At 46.9% G+C, this 21,406-nt stretch carries 19 protein-coding genes and 1 riboswitch; of the genes, 3 read left to right on the forward strand and 16 right to left on the reverse strand.

Annotated features, from left to right (window positions below):
• Positions 1–101 precede the first annotated feature (101 nt).
• From pnpS to GJB61_RS08110, 8 genes are all read right to left on the reverse strand, one after another.
• Positions 102–1,895, reverse strand: coding sequence for a two-component system histidine kinase PnpS (pnpS, locus tag GJB61_RS08075; RefSeq protein WP_154117947.1), 1,794 nt, complete (start codon positions 1,893–1,895; stop codon positions 102–104).
• Positions 1,896–2,111: 216 nt separating this feature from the next.
• Entirely contained in the window at positions 2,112–3,755 is a 1,644-nt protein-coding gene (locus GJB61_RS08080; protein ID WP_154117948.1) for a fumarate hydratase, read from the reverse strand.
• A gap of 116 nt (positions 3,756–3,871) precedes the next feature.
• Positions 3,872–5,689: a sensor domain-containing diguanylate cyclase gene (locus GJB61_RS08085; protein ID WP_195724274.1), complete on the reverse strand. Its 1,818-nt coding sequence runs from the start codon at positions 5,687–5,689 to the stop codon at positions 3,872–3,874.
• Positions 5,690–5,872: 183 nt separating this feature from the next.
• Positions 5,873–6,997, reverse strand: coding sequence for a 2-iminoacetate synthase ThiH (gene thiH, locus GJB61_RS08090; protein ID WP_154117950.1), 1,125 nt, complete (start codon positions 6,995–6,997; stop codon positions 5,873–5,875).
• A 36-nt stretch (positions 6,998–7,033) separates the two neighbouring features.
• Positions 7,034–7,801, reverse strand: coding sequence for a thiazole synthase (locus tag GJB61_RS08095; RefSeq protein ID WP_154117951.1), 768 nt, complete (start codon positions 7,799–7,801; stop codon positions 7,034–7,036).
• Positions 7,802–8,144: 343 nt separating this feature from the next.
• A complete protein-coding gene (thiS, locus tag GJB61_RS08100) occupies positions 8,145–8,348 on the reverse strand; it encodes a sulfur carrier protein ThiS (protein WP_154117952.1) in 204 nt (67 codons plus the stop codon).
• Between the two features lie 7 nt (positions 8,349–8,355).
• Positions 8,356–8,964, reverse strand: a complete 609-nt coding sequence (locus GJB61_RS08105; protein ID WP_154118186.1) for a thiamine phosphate synthase — start codon at positions 8,962–8,964, stop codon at positions 8,356–8,358.
• Between the two features lie 124 nt (positions 8,965–9,088).
• Positions 9,089–9,192, reverse strand: a riboswitch (TPP riboswitch).
• A gap of 167 nt (positions 9,193–9,359) precedes the next feature.
• On the reverse strand, positions 9,360–10,229 hold the full coding sequence (locus GJB61_RS08110) for an SDR family oxidoreductase (RefSeq protein ID WP_154117953.1): 870 nt from the start codon (positions 10,227–10,229) through the stop codon (positions 9,360–9,362).
• A 195-nt stretch (positions 10,230–10,424) separates the two neighbouring features.
• Here GJB61_RS08110 and GJB61_RS08115 point away from each other — a divergent pair, with 195 nt between their 5' ends.
• Positions 10,425–10,850: an NUDIX hydrolase gene (locus GJB61_RS08115; RefSeq protein ID WP_154117954.1), complete on the forward strand. Its 426-nt coding sequence runs from the start codon at positions 10,425–10,427 to the stop codon at positions 10,848–10,850.
• Positions 10,851–10,907: 57 nt separating this feature from the next.
• Here GJB61_RS08115 and GJB61_RS08120 read toward each other — a convergent pair whose 3' ends face one another.
• The 4 genes from GJB61_RS08120 to GJB61_RS08135 all read right to left on the reverse strand — a co-directional run bounded on the left by GJB61_RS08120 (position 10,908) and on the right by GJB61_RS08135 (position 15,032).
• Positions 10,908–11,333: a hypothetical protein gene (locus GJB61_RS08120; RefSeq protein ID WP_154117955.1), complete on the reverse strand. Its 426-nt coding sequence runs from the start codon at positions 11,331–11,333 to the stop codon at positions 10,908–10,910.
• Positions 11,334–11,473: 140 nt separating this feature from the next.
• Positions 11,474–12,415, reverse strand: a complete 942-nt coding sequence (mdh, locus tag GJB61_RS08125) for a malate dehydrogenase (protein ID WP_338115707.1) — start codon at positions 12,413–12,415, stop codon at positions 11,474–11,476.
• A 105-nt stretch (positions 12,416–12,520) separates the two neighbouring features.
• Positions 12,521–13,816: an NADP-dependent isocitrate dehydrogenase gene (gene icd, locus GJB61_RS08130; RefSeq protein WP_154117957.1), complete on the reverse strand. Its 1,296-nt coding sequence runs from the start codon at positions 13,814–13,816 to the stop codon at positions 12,521–12,523.
• A 103-nt stretch (positions 13,817–13,919) separates the two neighbouring features.
• A complete protein-coding gene (locus tag GJB61_RS08135; RefSeq protein WP_154117958.1) occupies positions 13,920–15,032 on the reverse strand; it encodes a citrate/2-methylcitrate synthase in 1,113 nt (370 codons plus the stop codon).
• Between the two features lie 395 nt (positions 15,033–15,427).
• Between GJB61_RS08135 and ytvI the strand changes: the two genes are divergently transcribed.
• Positions 15,428–16,543 carry a sporulation integral membrane protein YtvI gene (gene ytvI / locus GJB61_RS08140; RefSeq protein ID WP_154117959.1) on the forward strand — a complete coding sequence of 372 codons (1,116 nt, stop codon included), beginning with the start codon at positions 15,428–15,430 and terminating at the stop codon, positions 16,541–16,543.
• A gap of 147 nt (positions 16,544–16,690) precedes the next feature.
• On the opposite strand, the gene GJB61_RS08145 is transcribed toward ytvI, so the two are convergent.
• From GJB61_RS08145 to GJB61_RS08155, 3 genes are read right to left on the reverse strand one after another with little or no spacing between them, the layout of a single operon-like run.
• Positions 16,691–17,089 carry an FxsA family protein gene (locus GJB61_RS08145; RefSeq protein WP_154117960.1) on the reverse strand — a complete coding sequence of 133 codons (399 nt, stop codon included), beginning with the start codon at positions 17,087–17,089 and terminating at the stop codon, positions 16,691–16,693.
• Positions 17,086–17,622, reverse strand: a complete 537-nt coding sequence (locus GJB61_RS08150) for an acyl-CoA thioesterase (protein WP_154117961.1) — start codon at positions 17,620–17,622, stop codon at positions 17,086–17,088. The genes GJB61_RS08145 and GJB61_RS08150 overlap by 4 nt, the downstream gene beginning before the upstream one ends.
• A 41-nt stretch (positions 17,623–17,663) precedes the next feature.
• The gene (locus tag GJB61_RS08155; protein WP_229521530.1) at positions 17,664–18,866 is read right to left on the reverse strand and encodes an MFS transporter; all 1,203 of its coding nucleotides are present in this window, start codon (positions 18,864–18,866) and stop codon (positions 17,664–17,666) included.
• Positions 18,867–18,946: 80 nt separating this feature from the next.
• Here GJB61_RS08155 and GJB61_RS08160 point away from each other — a divergent pair, with 80 nt between their 5' ends.
• A complete protein-coding gene (locus tag GJB61_RS08160) occupies positions 18,947–19,699 on the forward strand; it encodes a G1 family glutamic endopeptidase (protein ID WP_154117963.1) in 753 nt (250 codons plus the stop codon).
• A 141-nt stretch (positions 19,700–19,840) separates the two neighbouring features.
• Here the strand turns inward: GJB61_RS08160 and pyk are convergent, their stop codons facing one another.
• On the reverse strand, positions 19,841–21,259 hold the full coding sequence (gene pyk / locus GJB61_RS08165) for a pyruvate kinase (protein ID WP_154117964.1): 1,419 nt from the start codon (positions 21,257–21,259) through the stop codon (positions 19,841–19,843).
• Positions 21,260–21,406 lie beyond the last annotated feature (147 nt).

Here is a 21,406-nt window from a genome sequence, read left to right on the forward strand (position 1 = left end):
TAAAAAAAGAAGGACCCTTCTGCATTTTTACCTGTTGATCTGCAATTATTCACTTCAACGCTCTATTATTCACTTCAAAGCTCTATATTCTCTACTTCTGCTCATTCCTCTTCTTCCTGCAGTAAGGGCAATTCCAGAATGAACGAACTTCCAATCCCAAGGTCGCTTTCTACGGAAATGACTCCTCGGTGCAATTCTACCAGATGCTTCACAATAGAGAGGCCAAGTCCGGTTCCACCGGAACTTCTCGACCTTGCTTTATCTACCCTGTAGAAGCGTTCGAAGATGCGTGGTAAATCTTTGCGTGGAATTCCCATCCCCGTGTCGCTGACTGTGAAGATCACATTTTCAGTACCGTCCGGTTTCAGGTGGTTCATGGCGGTTACTTTTACACTGCCTCCATCGTGCGTGTAATTAATAGCATTAGAGAGCAGATTCATGAAGATTTGACGCAGCTTATCCTCATCACCCTCAATGAACAGCTCCGCTGGCACATTACTACTTAGACTGATATTCTTTTTCTCAGCCACCTTACTGAGCGTTTCCAGCACGGAATCGAAGAATTCAATCAAATGAATAGGTGAGCAGTCCAACTGTACGCGTTTGGATTCTATCTTGGAAAGCTCCAGAATATCACCAATCAGACGATTCAAACGCTCATTCTCATCATAAATAATTTGCAGAAAAGAGTTAGCGGTCTTCTCGTCCTTAACTCCACCACCGAGTAGTGTTTCGGCAAATCCCTTGACAGCCGCCACCGGCGTCTTCAGCTCATGGGAAACATTGGCCACGAATTCGCTACGCATTCTTTCCAGCGCGCGGATTTCAGTTACCTCCTGTAGCAGGAACAGCATTCCCCGATAAGTTCCATCTTGGATCATCGGAACACCATCTAGCCGTACTATTCGTTCTCCCGGATTGTAGATACTTCGCTCTTCATGAATAGGCTCTTTGCGGGACACGCCTTCTTCAACCAACTTCGTAAGCTCATAGTGTCGCTTCAACTCCCGGAAGGAATGGCCAGCCATCTCGCTGTTATCCACATCCAGCAATCGCTCTGACGCCCGGTTCAAAAGTGCAATTTCGCCCTCTGCATTGATCATCACAATCCCGCCGGTCATATTATCCAACACGCTTTGCAGTAGGTCTTCGTTATCACGAATCGTCTTCAGCTGGGTCTGCAGACTATCTGCCATCACATTGATTGCAGTCGCGAGCTGCCCGATCTCATCCTTGCGCTTCCAAGGTACACGGGCATCATAATCAAGATCGGTAATCCGGCGGGCTACTCTGGTAATCTGTTCAAGCGGAGATGTCATACTTGATGCCACTTTATAGCTTACAAACGTCGCGGCGATAAATAATAGGATCAAACCTCCAGCCATAATCGTCCAAGCCCGGTTCAAACCTTCAGTTACTGCTTTCAAATCCATGGATAGCCGAATGAAACCATCAAAGCCTTGGTCAGAGACCACCGCTCCTGCTACATACAGCATTTTCTGATCCAATGTATTGCTATATCGGATGGCACGGCCTATTCCTTCTTCGGCGGCAATGACCTCCTCCTCACGGGTGGAATGGTTGTCCATCTCGCGTGGGTTTTTTTCCGAATCCCCAATGACTTTACCATCTTTCGTAATAAAAGTAATCCGGGAATTCGTCAGCTTAGCAATACGCTCAGCCTGCCCAGTATAATACGTGATGGCATCCGCCCCGTTCATATCCTGAAACTGAAATGTACCCGATAAGAGTTTTATTTCCCGGGACATATTCTCTTCAAGTGCGGCAACATGAGAATTCTTAAACAAATGAGCCATCGTAAAGCCGGCACCAATCATGGAAATACCGATCAGGGCCATCAGGATTAGCGTAAGACGAATGCGAAACGGTTTCATCAGAAGTGCTCCTCTTTCTTATTATCTAAATATTCTTGAAATTAATCCTAACTCCATTCTCTTCAAAATACCAGCTTGGTATTTATCATAGGAACTCACCCAAGAAGAAACGGGTACCATCCTTTATACTGGACGGTACCCGTTTCTTCGCGAAATATAAGGATAAGTTATCGTGTGGAACCTAGAGCTGCCACTCCATTCATTCCTTTTACAAGCTTATTTAAATACAGGTTCCCGGAACTGAATCAGCTTCGCGGCCGAATCCTTCTCCACATCCGCATGCAGACTGTTGCCGTGAGCATCCATAGTAACAATGGCTGCAAAGCCATCCACGTCCAGATGCCACATCGCTTCAGGTATACCAAATTCCATGAAATCAACAGCATTTACCTTTTTGATACATTCCGCATAATATTGCGCGGCACCACCAATAGCGTTGAGATATACACCTCCGTGCTCTTGCAAGGCTGCCAGCGTCTTGGGTCCCATGCCTCCCTTGCCGATTACAGCACGGATGCCGAATTTCTTCATAATATCGCCTTGATAAGGCTCCTCGCGGATGCTTGTTGTCGGCCCGGCCGCCTTCACATGCCAGCCTTCCTCATCCTTCATCATTACAGGACCACAGTGATAGATCACAGCTCCATTTAGATCGACAGGAGCCTCATGGTCCATCAAATATTTATGCAATGCATCACGTCCGGTATGCATTTCGCCGGACAGAATAACTACATCACCTACACGGAGACTGCGGATATCCTCTTCACTTATTGGCGCCGTAAGCCGCACTTCACGCGAGCCGCCTGCAGCAGCTGTATCCGTTCTTGCAGCTGCAGTGGCGATTTCAGCCGGTGCCCCAGCAATGGAAGCATCCTCCGTGGTTACGCCAGCATTGCCTGCAGCAGCTATAACAACTGCGGGTTCAGGCTGCTGAACGCTCCCTTCATCCACTGAAACTCCGGTACCGCTCTCGTATAGCCACTCTTTAATACTTCCTGTTGCCGCATCAACAAGTACACCTTGGCGGCGAAAGGCCCAGCAATTGTACGCTACAGATACGAAGAAGCTGGCTGGAAGACGATTGATTACGCCAACCTTACAGCCAAGCAGTGTAACCTCGCCGCCAAAGCCCATCGTACCGATCCCCAGCTTGTTGGCATTCTCCATAATATAATCTTCCATCTTCTGCAGATCTTCAATAGGATTTACATCCTCCACCTTACGGAAGAGTTGCTTCTTGGCCAGCTCATAGCCGGTCGTGCGGTCACCGCCGATGCCGACACCGATAAACCCTGCGCTGCATCCCTGGCCTTGTGCCTGATAGACTGAATGAAGGATACACTTGCGGATGCCATCCAGATCACGGCCCGCTTTACCTAAGCCTTCCAGCTCAGCCGGAAGGCTATATTGAATATTCTTATTTTCGCAGCCGCCGCCTTTAAGAATAAGTCTTACATCTACGCTATCCTCTTCCCATTGCTCGAAATGAATAACCGGCGTGCCCTCTCCCAGGTTATCGCCACTGTTCTCGCCTGTAAGAGAATCCACTGAGTTCGGACGCAGCTTGCCGTTCTTGGTAGCCCGTACTATGGCGTTATAGATATCTTTTTTCATCTCAATCTGATTAATGCCTACAGGTGTATGAATGATAAACGTCAACATCCCTGTATCCTGGCAGATGGGTGATATCTGCTGCTCCGCCATTCCGATATTCTGTGCAATAGTAGTCAGAGCCAGTCCTGAACGGGTAGCCTTATCCTCTAGTGCTCGTCCTTTGGCGACTGCCCGGCGCACATCTCCCGGCAAATTCGTAGAGGTTTCTACAATCAGATTATAAATACTATCTTCAAATTGCTGCATATTCACTCAAACTCCTCTCAGTCCGTTCAAGGTTGTCTATAATATCTGATACATTAACTATAATAATAATATCATATTGAGCCTCGTATGAAAGGGTTTACTTTAAAGTTGAACTACTACTGAATTTGTACAGTCTTGTCCTTGCCGGTGAGTGAAGGAATTAAAGTTACCCGATCTCTACCCTTAGCTTTACTTATATATAAAGCTCCATCAGCCAGTGTCAGCACTTCATTTCCGGTGATACCGGACGCAGGAATTCCGCTGGCAATACCGATGCTGATAGATACGGTTTGCTTAACAGAAGCCGTATGCGGCAGTTGAAGATCCGTCACGCTTTGGCGAATAGCCTTCCCAAAGACAGCTGCGCCTTTCTCATCTGTGCGGGGTAAAATAACTACGAACTCCTCACCACCAAATCTTGCGACAACTCCATCGCTTCCACAATTTTCACTTATAGCTTCTGCAACCTGACGAATACACCAGTCACCCGCCACATGACCATAAGTATCGTTATAATTCTTGAAATAATCGATATCGCAAATCAACACCGATAAATCCGCCTGTTCAGCTATATGCTGCTGCAGCTCCTCCTGAAGAACTTGATCCAGATATCTCCGGTTATATAAAGAGGTAAGACTGTCCAAGCGAGACAATTTCTCCAGCTCTGCGTTTGCAATCTCCAGTTCACTCGTCCGCTCTTTCACCTTCTCGCTCAACTGGTGTGTGAGGTCTTTCTGGGATTGCAGCGCCGACTGCTCCACCACGATAAGTCGGCTTTTCAGCATATTGATCTTATTCGCCAAGGCAATGGACACGAAGGCTATTTGCAAGGTGAAACCAATCTGCAGTGAATATTCCGTGATTGCATTAAAAGGTAAAATCCCAAACTGCTTGAGCAAATAAAACATTGCCCCTATAAAAGAAGGGATAAAGGAAAACAGATACGAAGCTGCAAATCTCCCTTGCTTGCGAAGCATTAGAACACCGATCGACACTGCAAAAACTAAACTAGGGAAATTTATAAACGGCAGCAACGTTCTACTGGTGACGAAGTCCAATCCCAACGAGGCAGCAACCCCGATACAGCAATAGGCAATCCATAGTGAGATCAGCCCATCCAGTTTCGGCGCATATTTCCGGGTTTCCAGAAAGCTGCGGATGAATAGAAACAAGCACACCATCATTACCATGTTAAAAAACATATAACTTCTCGTTTCCCAAAATGGCTGAGCTGGCCAAATATATTTGAACGCCGTACCATTAATGACCATGAAGAAAAACCAGCTACTCAACACCAGCAAAATGTAATAGAGGTAAGTTATCTCTTTTAGGAACAGCAGCAGAAATAAGTTATACACAAACATAATCAGGAAAATTCCATAGGTGATGCCTAGCAGGAGAGCATCTCTTGTGTTTTTTGCGATATAGCTGTCCTGATCCCACAATGTTACCGGGAATCTTACCAGCAATGACGCATTTCTCAGGATGACCTTCTTGCTCTCATGTGGAAGCAGCTTGATCTCATAGGCGATATTCCTGTATTTCAAGCCGCTTTGCTTATACGGATATTCGGTCCCTGCAATCTTTCGTGTGAAATCTCCGGCTGCGTTCTCAATAAATAGCTCAACATGTTCATTTCTGCCGGCAATTTCGTAGACCGTTGTTACTTCGTTGTCCGAATCATTGACGATTTCAACATAACCCCAATAGACGCTGTCCGTCCGCCCGAAGTTTGTCTTTGGGTCTGTATGGGGTCCATTGGCACCGCTCTCTACAACCTTTAAAATATCGTATACGTCCTTGTTCTTATCTTTGTCCTTTATAATCGTTAGGTAGGAATCAAGCTTGAGGCTAAAGCCCTGCTCTTGAACTTTCACTATAGATGCAGATGCAGATGCTGACTCTGTGTGAATCAGCAGAAATACAGCACACATAAATATCCATAATACAATTGTTCGTTTTCCTGAAAAGTATAAAAAAGGAAGTCTAAGTTTCACTGGTAGTCCTCTCTCCTGCTTAAAGTAAGACGAGTATACCACCATAATCTTAGATTGTAACATTCTCATTTTAGAATGATCTCACATACTTCAGAAGAGCTTTCCTGACCCTTTGTCTCCTCAGATAGAAAGGCTGGCGGGCATTGTGAGTATATCCCAATCCTTGAATACGGGTTGCAATTGGTTCGCATACAACATGTCTGTAATTTCTTGAACACTACGTCCATCAGAAATCTCAAACTGTGGAGTTCCACCTTCGTTCGTATGTCCGCCTACCTCAGTCGATACCCCAGCCGACATTTTGGTAATGCCCAGATGAATTAGTTGATCACGAAGAACAGCAGGCTCTCTTGTCGAAAGGGTGATTCCTGAGCGGGGCAGAAACAGACGGTAGGCCAAAATAATCTGCACCAGCGCACGGTCGGTTACGTCACTCTCTGGATTAAACTCTCCCAGATAGGGCCGAAAGCGTGGGGGCGACAAGCTGATTTCGCATTCAGGATAGCTGTTCTGCAAATACCGGGCATGCATAGCCGTCATGAAAGCCTCCTTCCGCCAATCGTGCATCCCCAGCAGGGCACCAATATTCACGGAACGGAATCCGGCCTGACAGCCTCGTTCTGGAGCATCCAATCTGTTGCGATAGTTTCTCTTGGGCCCCTTAACATGCAGCTCTTTATAGGTATCTTGATGATACACTTCCTGAAAAAGCGTGAGGCCGTCCACGCCCGCTTGCAGCAATTCCTTGTATTCAGCGGTAGTAAGCGGGTTGATCTCAATACTGATCGAAGTGAAATACTGACGCAGCACCTCTACACATTCCTTGATGTAGGAAACGGGATTCTCTCTGCGGGATTCTCCAGTAAGGATCAGAATATGACGTATGCCCGTAGCTGCAATCATCTCCGCTTCCCGCTTGACTTCATCCATCGATAGCTTCTTGCGTGGAAAGTCATATATAGAGCTAAAACTGCAATAGGTGCAGTGATTGACGCAGAAATCGGCCAGATACATTGGAGTAAACAGTTGAATTGCCTGTCCGAAATGCGAACGGGTAATCCGCTGCGCTTTACCCGCCATCTCCTCCAGATAAGTCCCACCAGCCGGAGAGAGCAGCACCAGTAAGTCCCCTTCATCCATCCGTTCTTTTTGAAGTACCCGCTTTACATCTACCTCGGTGTATCGCTTCCATAACTCCTCATATGGATATTTCTCTAACGTAGTCAACGTTTCATAAAAGCTCATCCTTATCCCCCATTTCCTAGGTACCGTTTGATTCGATCAGCCCAAAAATCCGGTTAACGGTGAAGACGCTGCTGCTCTTTCTTCAACAGGACCCAGGCCTGCCAGATATGCCTTACGACCTGCGGATACAGCCTCACGAAAAGCTTCCGCCATTCCCAGCGGATCACGCGCTGTTGCGATGGCTGTATTCAGCAGCACTGCCGCTGCCCCCATCTCCATGGCTTCCGCCGCTTCAGAAGGCCTGCCGATACCTGCATCTACGATAATAGGAAGGTTCACCTCTTCAATAAGGATGCGCAGCAATTCTTTGGTTCTAAGCCCACGGTTGGTACCGATGGGCGACCCAAGCGGCATCACGGCTGCGGCACCAACATCCCGCAGCCGCAAAGCGACTGAAAGGTCAGGACTCATATAAGGCAGGACAATAAAGCCCTCAGCTGCGAGAATTTCAGTAGCCCGGATCGTCTCCAGATTATCTGGCAGCAAATATTTCTGGTCATTGATGACTTCAATCTTGACCCAATTCCCAAGCCCGGCTGCCCTTGCCAGCCGGGCAATACGTACCGCTTCCTCGGCCGTACGCGCACCAGAGGTATTGGGTAAGAGCTTCATGTGGGCTGGAATATGATTCATAATATTTTCTGTGCCTCCAGCAGGGTCAACCCGGCGAAGTGCAACTGTAATTACCTCTGCACCGGAACAGGTAATCACCTCGGGAATAAGTGTATTGCGGCTATATTTGCCGGTTCCAATGAACAGCCGACTGGATAAGACGGTATCGCCAATGACTAAAGGATCAAACATGAACTCAGCCTCCTGAATTAAATTCTAATTACTTACGATCAAATTCGAACGAACGATCTAATGAGATAAACATATCAAACCTGCAGAGTTGCAGATCAAATCTGACGGACTGTGTAGCCTCTATTTTTCCTTTGAGGGGGGTTCGGAACGGGAATCGGACTCAGAAGACGCTATTGAAACAAAAACAGCTTCTTTTGGGAAGAAATTGAGTCAATAACGTCTCTGGTGTCCGTCAAATTCCCAAATCACCTGATTCCGAGCAAATAGGGACCTCTCAGTCCGGTTCACTAGATCAAACCCCAAATGTTGAGATAGCGCCAACCATCGCGCCGATTGTTGGCCCTCAACCACCCCCTACGAAATGGACCAATTCAATGCGGTCCCCATCGGCCAGACAAACATTTCCGTAATCTTCCTTGCTGATTATCCCTCCGTTTAACTCGACAATAATCAGACGTCCAGACCATTCGGAACGGTTAAGTAACTCGTCTATGGTTCTACAGTCTTCGGAATATTCACTCACTGTTCCGTTGATAAGCAGTTTCATTCATCCTTCACCTCCTTTGCATCGCTGTGCGATAGGCATTCATAGCAGTTAAAGGGTCTTCGGCGCCGCAAATCCCGGACATTACCGCTACACCCGCAACCCCCTGCTCCATCACTCTGACCACATTGTTAGGCTTGATTCCGCCTATGGCAATCACCGGAATGGAACTATACCGCACAACATCTGCCAATAGCTCCAACCCACGTTCTTGTTGTCCCGGCTTGCTGGTCGATGGATATACATGGCCGAACAAGCAATAATCCGCTCCCTGCAGGGCCGCTTCAGATGCCTCCTCCGGGGAGTGAACCGAGCTTCCCAGACGCAGATGGGGTCCCAGTGCTCTAGCGGCAGCAGGTTTCAGACTATGCCAGGCCAGCTGCACACCGCCAGCGCCCAATGCCACTGCAACATCGATGCGGTCATTAATAATCAGCTTAGGAGCAGGGATACCTGCCTCAAGCAGTTGCTCTCCTGCAGCCAATAGTTCACCGGCGGATAGATGCTTTTCTCGTAAATGGATATAATCTGCCAAAGGATGCAGCACTATTATTTTTTCAATGAATTGCCTCAAAGGGAGCTTGCCATCCGAAATTACATGAATCTCGCCTTGTGCCATACCTGACCCTTCTTTCGTTAAATAGTAGAGTGCTTTATTGCTCAGAAAACACAAAAAAACCGCCCCCCAGAAGGAAGGCAGTCGGAATCTGCAAGTGAATAAGGCTGATAAGGGCCTGGTTACAGTCATTCGTTCTCCACTTCCCTCCGCTGGTATAACCCAGATCAGGTTCAAAGGGTCCGGAACTTGTTTCTCCGTCTCAGCCTTGCGGCCCCCCTAGTGACAACACAATATTAAATTATTATTTGAATTAACTATAGAATATGAATATCATACTAACATAATATTCCTCTTAGAAACATCTATTAATAGAGTTCAGACGAAAATCACTCGCTTTAGAAGCACAAAAAAGCCCCGAGCCCGCATCACATGCCAGGTTCAGAGCTTAAAATTATTTATCCGTTTACGATTTCCCCGCCGTTCACATGCATAACCTGCCCAGTCACATAGGTCGAATCGTCAGAAGCTAAATATACGTATGCCGGTGCCAGCTCCTCTGGTTGTCCAGGACGTTTCATCGGTTGTGTTGAACCGAACTCACTGACCTTTTGGGCATCAAAGGTTGAAGGGATCAGCGGCGTCCAGATTGGCCCTGGGGCGACTGCGTTGACACGTATGCCTTTATCCGCCAGATTCGTGGACAACGAACGTGTAAAGCTGAGAATTGCCCCCTTCGTGGACGAATAGTCCAACAGCTGCGGGCTGCCCCGGTAGGCCGTAATAGAAGTCGTATTGATGATTGTAGAACCTTCCTTCAGATGGGGCATCGCAGCTTTGGTCAAATAGAACATGGCAAAAATATTCGTCCGGAACGTACGCTCCAGCTGTTCGGCGGTAATATCCTCAATTTTATCCTGCGGATGCTGCTCGGCTGCATTGTTGATGAGAATATCCAACTTACCGAGGCCTTTTACCGTTTGGTTAATGAGATCCTGACAAAAAGCTTCGACACCGATATCTCCAGCGATTAGGACGCATTTCCGTCCCTCCTGCTCAACCTGCCGTTTGGTCTCCTCCGCATCGGAATGCTCATTGAGATAAGATATAACTACATCTGCACCTTCCTTGGCAAAAAGAACCGCCACGGCTCGTCCGATTCCGCTGTCGCCTCCCGTAATGAGGGCAACCTTACCCAGCAGCTTACCCGCTGCTTTATAATTCGCCGGCTCGTATTTAGGCCGCGGGTCCATTTTACTTTCAATCCCGGGCTGCTGGTTCTGCTCCTGTGGGGGTAAGGTCTTCTGTGTTTGATTGCTACTTGACAAAATCCCTGTCTCCTTTCGCTTTGCAATTGGATATTAGCCGAATCGTCTTAGGATGGCTTAAGGGGCTTGGTTTATACCATTCTTACAATATGTTTTTACCACGGTATCACGAAAATTAAACAGTAGGTTTATTGATCACGGTATGAATTATAATTAGTGTAGGATTTGATTTAGACCAAAGGGGAGCAAAAATTCATGATAAAAAATAGCCATAACATCGTTGTCGCTGTCAAGGGAGTTATCCTGTTTGAAGGTAAAATGCTGCTCGTGCAGCGTGCTGCAGACGATTATGTCGGCGCTGGAACTTGGGAGTGTGCTGGAGGAAAGATTGAATTCGGAGAAGAACTGGAAGTCGCTCTAATCCGGGAAATTGTTGAGGAAACGGGACTTACGGTTACTGTCGGGAAGATTTTATATGCAGCCGCGTTTATGTCAGATCCGGCAAGACAGGTTATTATTCTTACATACTTATGTAAAAGTTTACAAAATACCGTTCGCTTGTCCAGAGAGCACGTAGACTACAAATGGTGTACCAAAGAACAAGTACGGACATTATTACCGCCCCAGATTACTGCTGATTTTGAGAAAAATAATATGTTCGAACTGGAAGGCCTGTTGTAAAAGCCCGCTCTCCACATAACGGAGAGCGGGCCTAACAAGCTTCGTCTACAACTACTATTAAATAATATGTCTATACACCATGAAGAACACCATCACGACCAAAGCGACTGCCAGCAGCGCACTTAAGGTCCGAATCTTGCCAGTCTCGCTAGAGACATCACGATTCTCGCGCATGCCAACAGCGGCAAGACGTAGCGGCTTACTGATAATTCCACCAAGAGCGAACATCGCTAACAACAGCAGGACAACAATGATCATCCACGGTACGGAATAATCACCTTGGGTCATCATGTAGCCACCCGTAAGCAGTTGAATGACCAGTCCGTATTGAGCAAAACGGTTAAATCCGCCTACTGCGCTGAGCGTACCTTCTCTGGCCGGTACGGAGAGCTTCTCAGCACGGCTGAGAATAAAGGGCAGTACAAGATAGAACCCCAACGCCAATGTCCCAATCATATGTAGTAAAAAGAAGACTTTCTCCATACCATAACTCCTCCAATGTTTTCTGTGATATTAGTTACATTTAAGTATAACCCATTTCTGGGAATTAAGAAAAGAAAAAAGGATATCCTAGCCATTAATCATGGACTTTGGATATCCTTTTCTTCGATGAGACCCTAAATTTAGAGTGTTACTGCAGCCGTTACGGCGCGTACGGAGTCAGCTGACTTATCCAGAGCCGCCTTCTCTTCAGCGGTAAGCTCCAGTTCAAATATTTTCTCAATGCCATTCGCGCCGAGCAGGGCCGGAACGCCCATGAACAAGCCGTCATAGCCATATTCGCCTTCAAGCAGGGCAATAACCGGAATAATCCGCTTCTTGTCCTTCAGGATGGCTTCCGTCATCTGTACCAGGGAAGCCGCAGGCGCATAATAAGCGCTGCCGTTGCCTAGCAAGCTGACGATTTCGCCGCCGCCCACACGTGTTCGTTGCACAATTTCAGCGATTCGTTCCGGAGAAATCAAAGTATCGATCGGAATGCCGCCAACACTGGAATAGCGTACAAGTGGAACCATATCGTCACCATGGCCGCCAAGTACAAAACCACGCACATCTTCAACAGAGACGTTAAGCTCTTGCGCAATAAAGGTACAATAACGAGCTGTATCAAGCACACCTGACTGTCCAATTACACGATTCTTCGGAAAGCCCAGCGCATGATAAGCAGCATAAGTCATCGCATCTACGGGGTTGCTCAGAATAATCACAATGGATTCAGGAGCTACACGTTTAACGTTCTCACATACTGATTTCACAATACCTGCATTGGTGTTGACGAGATCATCACGGCTCATTCCCGGCTTACGGGCTATACCTGCTGTAATGATGACGATATCCGAATCAGCAGCATCTTCATAACTCGATGTTCCTGTAATCTGACTATCGAACTTTTGCACAGGACCGGCTTCCTGCATGTCCAGCGCTTTGCCCTTAGTTGGATTCTCCAATTGCGGAATATCAAGCAGAACAACATTACCCAGTTCCTTCTGAGCTAGCATAAGGGCCGTGGTAGCGCCGGTAAAACCAGCGCCCACGACTGTAATTTTATAACGTTTGATGGCCACGAATTGCCCTCCTAAGATTTTGTAAGCATAAACTTCATTGAACAACTTCGTACAAAATTACTTCGTAAGCATACGCTTTAAGTTTTGTAAGCATAAACTTCTTGATTACAGATGGTTGATGACTTCGTCAGCAAAGGCCGAACATTTTAATTCGGTTGCACCTTCCATTTGACGGGCAAAATCATAGGTTACAGTCTTATTATTAATTGCAGTGCTCATACCTTTGTAGATGAGATCAGCCGCTTCCTGCCAGCCCAAATGCTCAAGCAGCATTACGCCTGACAAAATAACAGAACCTGGATTCACTACATCTTTATCCGCATATTTCGGAGCCGTACCATGCGTTGCTTCAAAAATAGCATGCCCGGTCATATAGTTAATGTTCGCTCCTGGTGCGATACCAATGCCGCCGATTTGTGCAGCCAATGCATCAGACAAATAGTCCCCGTTCAGGTTCAACGTAGCGATAACGTCGAAATCCGTTGGGCGTGTAAGCACCTGCTGCAGAGCAATATCAGCAATAGCATCCTTGATAATGATTTTGCCAGCCGCAACCGCTTCGGTTTGGGCAGCGTTCGCAGCAGCTTCACCCTCACGATCTTTGATCACGTCATATTGATTCCAAGTGAAGACCTTATCCGCAAATTCCTCTTCAGCCACTTCGTAGCCCCAGTTCTTGAAGGCCCCTTCGGTGTACTTCATGATATTGCCCTTATGCACAATGGTAACACTCTTGCGTCCGTGCTTGATGGCGTAGACAATTGCCGCACGCACCAGACGTTTCGAGCCGTCTTTGGATACGGGTTTGATTCCAATACCAGATGTTTCCGGGAAGCGGATTTTGTTGACTCCCATTTCATTCTGCAGGAAATCAATCAATTTCTTAACTTCAGCAGTTCCTTCTTGATATTCAATTCCGGCATAGATATCTTCAGTATTCTCACGGAAAATAACCATATCAACCAATTCAGGACGTTTAACCGGAGAAGGTACACCATCAAAATAACGTACTGGACGCAGACATACATATAAATCAAGTTCCTGACGCAGCGCCACATTCAGGGAACGAATACCGCCCCCGATTGGCGTGGTCAGTGGACCTTTAATCGCAACAAAATATTCACGGATTGCTTCCAGAGTATCGTTCGGCAACCATTCACCATACGTATCAAAAGCCTTCTGGCCGGCAAATACTTCGTACCAAGCAATTTGTTTAGTGCCACCGTATGCCTTGGCAACTGCAGCGTCTAGAACCCGTTTGGAGGCTTTCCAAATGTCACGGCCAGTACCGTCACCCTCGATAAAAGGAATGATCGGACGATCAGGAACCTGTAGCTTACCATCTACTATTGTAATTGTGTCGCCTTCTGTCGGCAGATCATACTTATCGAATTTCACCATCTGTGTGTGTTCCTCCTAAAAGTTTTGTTAGTATGTGCATTATCTTAAGTTCTGTACAGCTTAATTCTACTAAATTAGAGAAGTGGCCTGCAAGGCCACTCTATTATCGTTCGTCAATCGGGTTATATTTTTGTTCTACAAGACCCGTGTATTCTGCACGCGGACGAATGAGACGGTTATCCTCATATTGTTCCAAAATATGTGCAGTCCACCCTGAAGCCCGGCTGATGGCAAAAATCGGCGTGAACAACTCTCTGTCGATACCCAGCTGCGTATATACGGAAGCTGAATAGAAATCAACGTTCGGCTTCAAACCTTTTTGCCCAGTAATCATCTCTTCAATCTTCACGGACATATCATAAAGCGTGGTATCATTCTTCATTGTGCCCAGTTCCAGCGACATCTTCATCAGATGTTTCGCACGAGGATCGCCATTCTTATATACACGGTGACCGAAACCCATGATCTTCTCACGGCGTTCCAGCTTCGCGCGGACATAAGGCTCAACGGCTTCCAGACTTCCGATTTCCTCGAGCATCTTCATTACAGCCTCATTGGCACCACCATGCAACGGACCTTTGAGTGCGCCAATCGCGGAGGTTACACCAGAATAAATATCAGATAATGTAGCAACCGTTACCCGTCCGGCAAAGGTAGATGCATTCAATTCGTGGTCGGCATGCAGCACGAGCGCAGTATCAAGCGCCTTCACGGACACGAGATCAGGCTGCTTTCCCCATAACATGTAGAGGAAGTTTTCGGCAATGGAAGCGCTCTCCTTTGGAGCCACCGGCTCCAAGCCCTTGCGGATACGGGCCAACGCCGCTACAATCGTCGGAATTTGAGCTTGCAGTTTCACTGCCTTGACTTCATTCGCCGCAAGACTCATATCTTCTGCCTCTGCATCATAAAGAGCAAGACTTGATACAGCAGACCGCAACGCAGCCATCGTATTGGATTCTTTCGGATACAATTTCATTTGGGCAATCAGCTGCTCCGGAATTGGAGCGAACTTGTTGAGATCCCGTTGCAACGCCTGTAGCTCAGGTGCTGTCGGCAGCTTGCCGAACCAAAGCAAATAAGCGGTTTCTTCGAAAGTGGCATTCTCTGCGAGATCATCGATATCAAAACCCCGGTAAGTTAGCACACCGTCAACAATAGAGCTGATGGAGGAAGTTGTTGCAACGATACCTTCAAGGCCTTTGGTTGCTGTCATAAGTAGATCTCTCCTTTGCACACAATATTTAAAGCCATTCCTTACATTCATGAAAACATTTACAACTCTAAGTATTGCAAGTATTTGAATGAGCGACGATAAACCTTCCAGGATGCAGCTTTACTTTCGGAATTAGAAGCTTTAATCATCATACCGGATTTTGACGGTTATGTGAACAACGTGGAAGCTTTGTAGCGCATCAAATGATTTTATCGGAGAGATAGAAAAAAAAATCCGCACTTCTGATTCATGACTGCGCTTTCAGTGTATAGAAAATGCTCCTTAACGGCTTTCCTCTTGTTTCATAGTCTTTAAATATGATCTATGAATATACATAAGACGAGCTTTTATTCCTGTAAGTAAAAATAGATTAATGGATCTGAGGAGGCAGCAGCATGGACCGATTGGTCTTAAAAAGGCTTCTGCGCGGCCTGTGGGTCGTGCTAGCCACCATTTCTTTACTGCTGGCGCTTTATGTACTTCTGCCGCTGTTATACCCCCTACTGCTCGCTTGGCTGCTCGCTTACATCATGCACCCGCTCGTGCTAATTCTCAAAGGTTTTAAACTGCCGGCCTGGCTGGCAGTGTCCCTATCGCTGCTGTTCTACATTGGCGGAACTGCACTGGTGCTGACCGCTCTGATCACTCGGCTTGTGAAAGAACTGATTGTACTGCTGCAGACCTTTAATCTCCATACCGAGCAATGGCGGGGGCTGCTGTTGTCCTGGAGCCGGAATGCCAGCATTCAGAATATTATTAACCAAATCAATCAGTTCTACCACGAAAATCCCGGTTACCATGCCACAATTGACAGTAATATCAGCAGAACTACAGAAACAGTAGGTTATGCCGTAACCCAGTTAGTTACCGGTTTCTTCAATGTGATTCTGAAGCTGATCTCCGCACTGCCCAGCATGGGCACCATTCTAATTGTGGTCGTGCTGGCTGCATTCTTTCTTAGCACAGGCTGGGAACGGCATAACGACAAATGGACGGGCTTGCTGCCCACACCGCTTCTGAAGCCGGTGTCGGATATCTGGAGGGATCTGCGCAAAGCACTCTTCGGCTATCTCAGGGCACAAGTAATCCTCATTTCGATCACAGCGGTAATTGTCAGTATCGGTCTGCTGCTACTCGGTGTAAAATCCGCATTAGCACTCGGACTGATGATCGGCTTTGTTGATTTGCTGCCCTATCTCGGTGTGGGCATCGTTATGCTGCCCTGGTCACTCTATTCTTACATGACAGGCAATCTGGGGTTAGGTGTAGGATTGTCGGTACTGTATGCGGTTATTCTCATCACCCGGCAGGTGCTGGAGCCAAAGGTGCTCGCCAGCAGCATTGGACTGGACCCGCTTGCCATGCTGATCGGAATGTTCGCCGGGCTGCAGCTGTTCGGCATGTTGGGTCTAATTCTTGGCCCCGTTTGTCTCGTGATTCTTAATGCATTTAACCGCGCGGGTGTATTCCGGGCTCTGCACAGCTATATTGTCAGCGGCAGATTGCACTGAGCTAAAGCGAGCGTAAAGTGATGAACGCTAAACGATGGCAACTTAGGGGGATAATCTCAATTTGCAGCAACATCCCCATTAACTGCTATAGCACAGTTAATGGGGATGTTTTTTTCAAATAAACTATTAAACTGTATTTCATACCATTTAGCGCCGGTAAAAGGTGAAGGTGCCATTCTTCATTTTTTTCTCGATCCATTTCAAAAGAAATCCACGGTACACTGGCCTTGTCAATGGAAACACCAGGGTGAAGCCGATAATATCGGTGACGAATCCGGGCAGAATCAACAATAAGCCGCCGAAAAAAACACATAACCCGTCCAGCATCATCCGGCCAGGAACCCGGCCCTCCTGCATATGCGTTCTACTATCCTGCAGCACCTTCTTGCCCTCGAAACGCATCATCAAAAAGCCGATAATTGAGGTGCCTATCACCAGCAGCAACGTTTTGGGTGCTCCTAGATAACCTGCTACATATATAAACCCTAATAATTCCACGGCCGGGACAATAAATAACGCAGCCCAAAGCCACTTGCTTCTAATCATACTGAACTCCCTTCTTGCCGCAGCACTCCTGTTATTGCCTGAAACAGTTCCGGCAAAGCTCTATCCAACCTCGTCGGTCTCCAATCCTTATTCAACCAGACATGGCTTGTAGAACCGTTGACAAGAAGCTTTCCCGAAGGATGAAGCGGATTAGGCAGACTCTCCTGCTCTTCAGTACTCGAAGAGCTTTCATTCCCGTGATCCTCTTCCTGCGAAAGCAGCCGTACTTCATACTCGTATACAACTCTCAGCGCAGTAAAAGTAGTCAATCGCGCATAAATGGCGATACGATCATCATATCTCGCCGGACTTTTAAATTGCAAATCTGCAGCGGTAACAGGAAGCAGTATTCCCTTGCTCTCCAGCCCACGGTAGGTGAAGCCTAACTGGCGAAACATCTCCGTACGGCCGCTTTCAAACCAATTTAAATAGTTGGCATGATAGACCACACCCATTTGATCGCTTTCCTGATATCGGACGCGAAAGGTACTCGCGAACCAACGACTGGGCAGGCCCAGATCACGTGATTCCATAAAGGAAATGCTCCTTTCTGCTTGTTAGCACTGAAAAGTCTCTAGATGCCAATTCCTTTTGAAGGCAAATGTAAAGGTAGTTTGCGCTGGGAGCTTCTGGCCACATACAGCAGCAGGACTGCTCCCGCGATGGCACTCAGCATACAGGACAGATTCATAGCCCCTACGCCCCCTTGTTTAAACAGGAAGCCGTTCAGTAAATTCCCCATGATCCCCGCAAAGCCGGAGAAAACCATATTAAATATGCTTTGCCCAGTAGCCTGCATCTCAGAGGAAGTGATCTGAGAGACGTATTCGACCGCAGCAATATAAAAGAATCCGAAAGATAGCCCGTGCAGCACCTGTACTCCAATCATCACTGACGGATAAGGGAAGGCAAACTGAATTCCCCAACGCAGCACATAAATGACTGCTCCGAGCAGTAATGTACGTTCCCTGCCCAGCTTTTTGATGACCTTGGAGGCGTACAGCATAGAGGGCACGTTAGTCACGGATGCAATGAACAGCGCAATGCCGGCGTAACGGGTGGAACCTCCTACAGACTGAAAAGCGAGTACAAAATACGTACCGAAGGCCGTCATCGTCTGGTTCACGAGAAAGCTCCCGCCCAAAAAGGCTAGAAAGATCCGATTACCCAGCAACTGTTTCACACCCTGGCTGAAGGACTGGCTCATCATATGATTCTCTTCCGCCTGCTTCGGTAATGTCAACGCTATGACCACTGCCAACAGATTGAAGAAGAGAAAGGGCATCCATATCGTGGATACAGAGAAGGTCGATACGTACCAGCCACCGCCAAAGGACCCCACAGCCGCTCCAAGGCTGAGCATAAGCCGAATGCTGCCGTAAGTCGAACCAGCCTTCTTCGCTGCTGCTATGGCGTAAGAATCAGCGATAGGGGCCTGTGTAGACGAGAAGATTGTTGAGATCGTGAAGACCAGCAGCAGCACCAGGAAATATTCAGAGCGGTAAAAGACAGCCAGCAATGCCGGCACAGCCACACTTAGGATAAGCACCAAGCGGGTCTGATTATACCGATCGGAGATAATGCCCCACATCGGCTGGATACATAAAGCAATCAGCGTCCCTGTAGCCATCAGTATACCGACCTGTCCAGCGTCGAGTCCATTGTTGACCAGCAACAGTGTTAAATAAGAGCCAAATGAGCCGCCTGCCAGTCCTAAAAAGAGATAAAAGCCACGCAGCTTCACTATTTTTTCCATTTGTACTAAATTCCTCTCCATGCCTTTTTTTACAGAAAACCCATACTGCTCATCCCTTCATCGCATTAAATACTACAGAAACTAATAAAGGCGGTGAAGGGATGAATCCAAACTATACTAATAAGTTACATCAACCATGCATTACTGACAAATCCAATACAGGAAAAGCAAAAAGTTCCGGTTTTGGTTGGTCTTCCGGGAACTGGAGCGGCTACGCAATCACCGGTAAAAAAGGAGCTTTTCAGCGTATTTCCGGTGAGTGGCGTGTTCCTTATGTAAAACCCACCTCCAAATCAACCTATTCCTCTGCATGGATCGGGATCGATGGATTTAAGAATAGCAGCCTTATTCAGACGGGAACAGGCCATGAATTCGTAAATGGCGTTGCCCGTTATTATGCCTGGTGGGAAATTCTACCGGCCGCTGAGACGGTTATTCCACAGAAGGTTTGTCCCGGAGATCTGATGCGGGCGACAATCGTAAAGATTAGCCGCACCAAATGGTCAATTACAATCAGCAATCTAAGCCGGAAATGGACCTTCCGGACTCTGCAGAGTTACAGTGGACCCCAAACCTCGGCTGAATGGATCATGGAAGCGCCACAGATTGATGGTATCATTGCCAAGCTCGCCCGTGTATCGCCAACCTATTTTACCCGCTGTCGGATTAACGGGAGGAGTCCAAAGCTTACACCCTCTAAGGGAGGTATTATGGTTCAGAATTATGTTACGGTTGCTGTGCCCTCTTATCCTAATGCTAACGGTGACGCGTTTGTGGTCAAGCGGCTCTACCCGAAAATGCCACCTCTTGTATATTCCAGAAGCCCGATTCTAATTCGTTCCAAGCAAAAGTAATAACTTTCATTACAATAGCATATATGGATTTGTCAAAACGTTCAATCTTGATTTATCCATCAAAAAAAGCAATGGCGGATTACACCATTGCTTTTGGTCATGAATAAAGAATTCTATCCATGTCATTCTTGAAACCCTTTGTTAGGAGATAGTCTCAACTTTGATCAGGTTAGTCGAACCGGAACGTCCCAGTGGAATACCTGCAGTAATAATAACCAGATCTCCAGTAGTAACCAATCCGGAATCTTTACCGCCTTTAATTGCTGTTTCCAGCAGTTCGTCTGTCGAAGAAGCTTCTAAGCCGAATACTGGAGTTACGCCCCATACCAGCGCCAATTGACGCATAGTTCTTTCCTGAGTTGTTACTGCAATGATTTGAGCTTTAGGACGGTATTTGGAAACAACACGTGCAGTGTGACCTGTAACAGTCGAAGAAATAATCGCTTTAGCATTCAAATCCAGAGCGGAAATGGCAACGGATTGGCTGATTGCTTCTGTAACAGTAGTCTCTTGTGCGATTTGTTGCTTCATGAAGATTTCACGGTGGTTCAGCGCAGATTCAGCCTTCTCAGCAATACGGGACATTGTGAGTACGGATTCAACTGGATATTTACCAGCAGCAGTTTCACCAGAAAGCATGATTGCATCTGTTCCGTCAAAAATAGCGTTAGCTACGTCACTCGCTTCAGCGCGGGTAGGACGCGGGTTGCGCTGCATGGAATCCAGCATTTGTGTAGCTGTGATAACTGGTTTGCCGGCAATATTACATTTTTCAATCATCATTTTTTGAGCCAACGGCACATCTTCAGCCGGGATTTCCACACCAAGGTCGCCACGTGCAACCATCATGCCATCGGAAACCGCCAAAATTTCATCAAGGTTGTCAACACCTTGTTGGTTTTCGATTTTGGAAATGATTTGAATGTGGGAAGCATTATGTTTCGCAAGCAACTCACGAATTTCCAGAACGTCGCTAGCTTTGCGAACGAACGAAGCGGCGATAAAATCGATGTCCTGTTCAATCCCGAAAATGATATCGTTGGTGTCTTTTTCCGTAATGCCCGGTAAGGAGATGTGTACTCCTGGTACGTTAACGCCCTTCTTGCTCTTGATCGTACCGCCGTTAACAATGCGTGTCTTGATTTCTGTACCTTGAATGTCGACAACTGTCAGACCAATAAGGCCGTCATCGATAAGGATAGTTGAACCCACTTGAACATCATTAGGAAGGTTGCTGTAAGTGATCGAGATACGGTTTGCATCACCAAGGATTTCTTCCGTAGTCAGTGTCAAATACTCATCCTGAACCAGTTCAATCGGTTCCACTTCCAGCTTGCCAGTACGAATCTCAGGTCCTTTCGTATCGAGCAGGATTGCAACAGTTTTGTTCAATTCCTTCGATGCTTGACGGATCGTTGTGATCCGGGCACCATGCTCTTCGAAATCGCCGTGGGAGAAGTTCAGACGGGCTACATTCATACCGGCCAAAATCAATTTTTTGATATTCTCCAACGATTCACTAGCAGGACCAATCGTACATACAATTTTACTTTTCCGCATTAGGTTTTCCTCCGTTTTTTCGTTCTCTCTGTCTCACTTTTTCCAACTACAAAATCTACTATAAGGCTTAATGATTAAATAGGAACTTTATCACATGCACCTTTATCTACACCTCTATGAATATTACTGCAACTTGGACACAAAATC

This window comes from Paenibacillus monticola (assembly GCF_009664975.1).
Lineage (GTDB): Bacteria > Bacillota > Bacilli > Paenibacillales > Paenibacillaceae > Paenibacillus_AQ > Paenibacillus_AQ monticola.

Coding starts and splice junctions, on each gene's coding strand:
- pnpS (WP_154117947.1), bottom strand. CDS start 1,895: ATGAAACCGTTTCGCATTCGTCTTACGCTAATCCTGATGGCCCTGATC.
- GJB61_RS08080 (WP_154117948.1), bottom strand. CDS start 3,755: ATGCAGCAATTTGAAGATAGTATTTATAATCTGATTGTAGAAACCTCT.
- GJB61_RS08085 (WP_195724274.1), bottom strand. CDS start 5,689: ATGTGTGCTGTATTTCTGCTGATTCACACAGAGTCAGCATCTGCATCT.
- thiH (WP_154117950.1), bottom strand. CDS start 6,997: ATGAGCTTTTATGAAACGTTGACTACGTTAGAGAAATATCCATATGAG.
- GJB61_RS08095 (WP_154117951.1), bottom strand. CDS start 7,801: ATGTTTGATCCTTTAGTCATTGGCGATACCGTCTTATCCAGTCGGCTG.
- thiS (WP_154117952.1), bottom strand. CDS start 8,348: ATGAAACTGCTTATCAACGGAACAGTGAGTGAATATTCCGAAGACTGT.
- GJB61_RS08105 (WP_154118186.1), bottom strand. CDS start 8,964: ATGGCACAAGGCGAGATTCATGTAATTTCGGATGGCAAGCTCCCTTTG.
- GJB61_RS08115 (WP_154117954.1), top strand. CDS start 10,425: ATGATAAAAAATAGCCATAACATCGTTGTCGCTGTCAAGGGAGTTATC.
- GJB61_RS08120 (WP_154117955.1), bottom strand. CDS start 11,333: ATGGAGAAAGTCTTCTTTTTACTACATATGATTGGGACATTGGCGTTG.
- icd (WP_154117957.1), bottom strand. CDS start 13,816: ATGGTGAAATTCGATAAGTATGATCTGCCGACAGAAGGCGACACAATT.
- GJB61_RS08135 (WP_154117958.1), bottom strand. CDS start 15,032: ATGACAGCAACCAAAGGCCTTGAAGGTATCGTTGCAACAACTTCCTCC.
- ytvI (WP_154117959.1), top strand. CDS start 15,428: ATGGACCGATTGGTCTTAAAAAGGCTTCTGCGCGGCCTGTGGGTCGTG.
- GJB61_RS08145 (WP_154117960.1), bottom strand. CDS start 17,089: ATGATTAGAAGCAAGTGGCTTTGGGCTGCGTTATTTATTGTCCCGGCC.
- GJB61_RS08150 (WP_154117961.1), bottom strand. CDS start 17,622: ATGGAATCACGTGATCTGGGCCTGCCCAGTCGTTGGTTCGCGAGTACC.
- GJB61_RS08155 (WP_229521530.1), bottom strand. CDS start 18,866: ATGGAGAGGAATTTAGTACAAATGGAAAAAATAGTGAAGCTGCGTGGC.
- GJB61_RS08160 (WP_154117963.1), top strand. CDS start 18,947: ATGAATCCAAACTATACTAATAAGTTACATCAACCATGCATTACTGAC.
- pyk (WP_154117964.1), bottom strand. CDS start 21,259: ATGCGGAAAAGTAAAATTGTATGTACGATTGGTCCTGCTAGTGAATCG.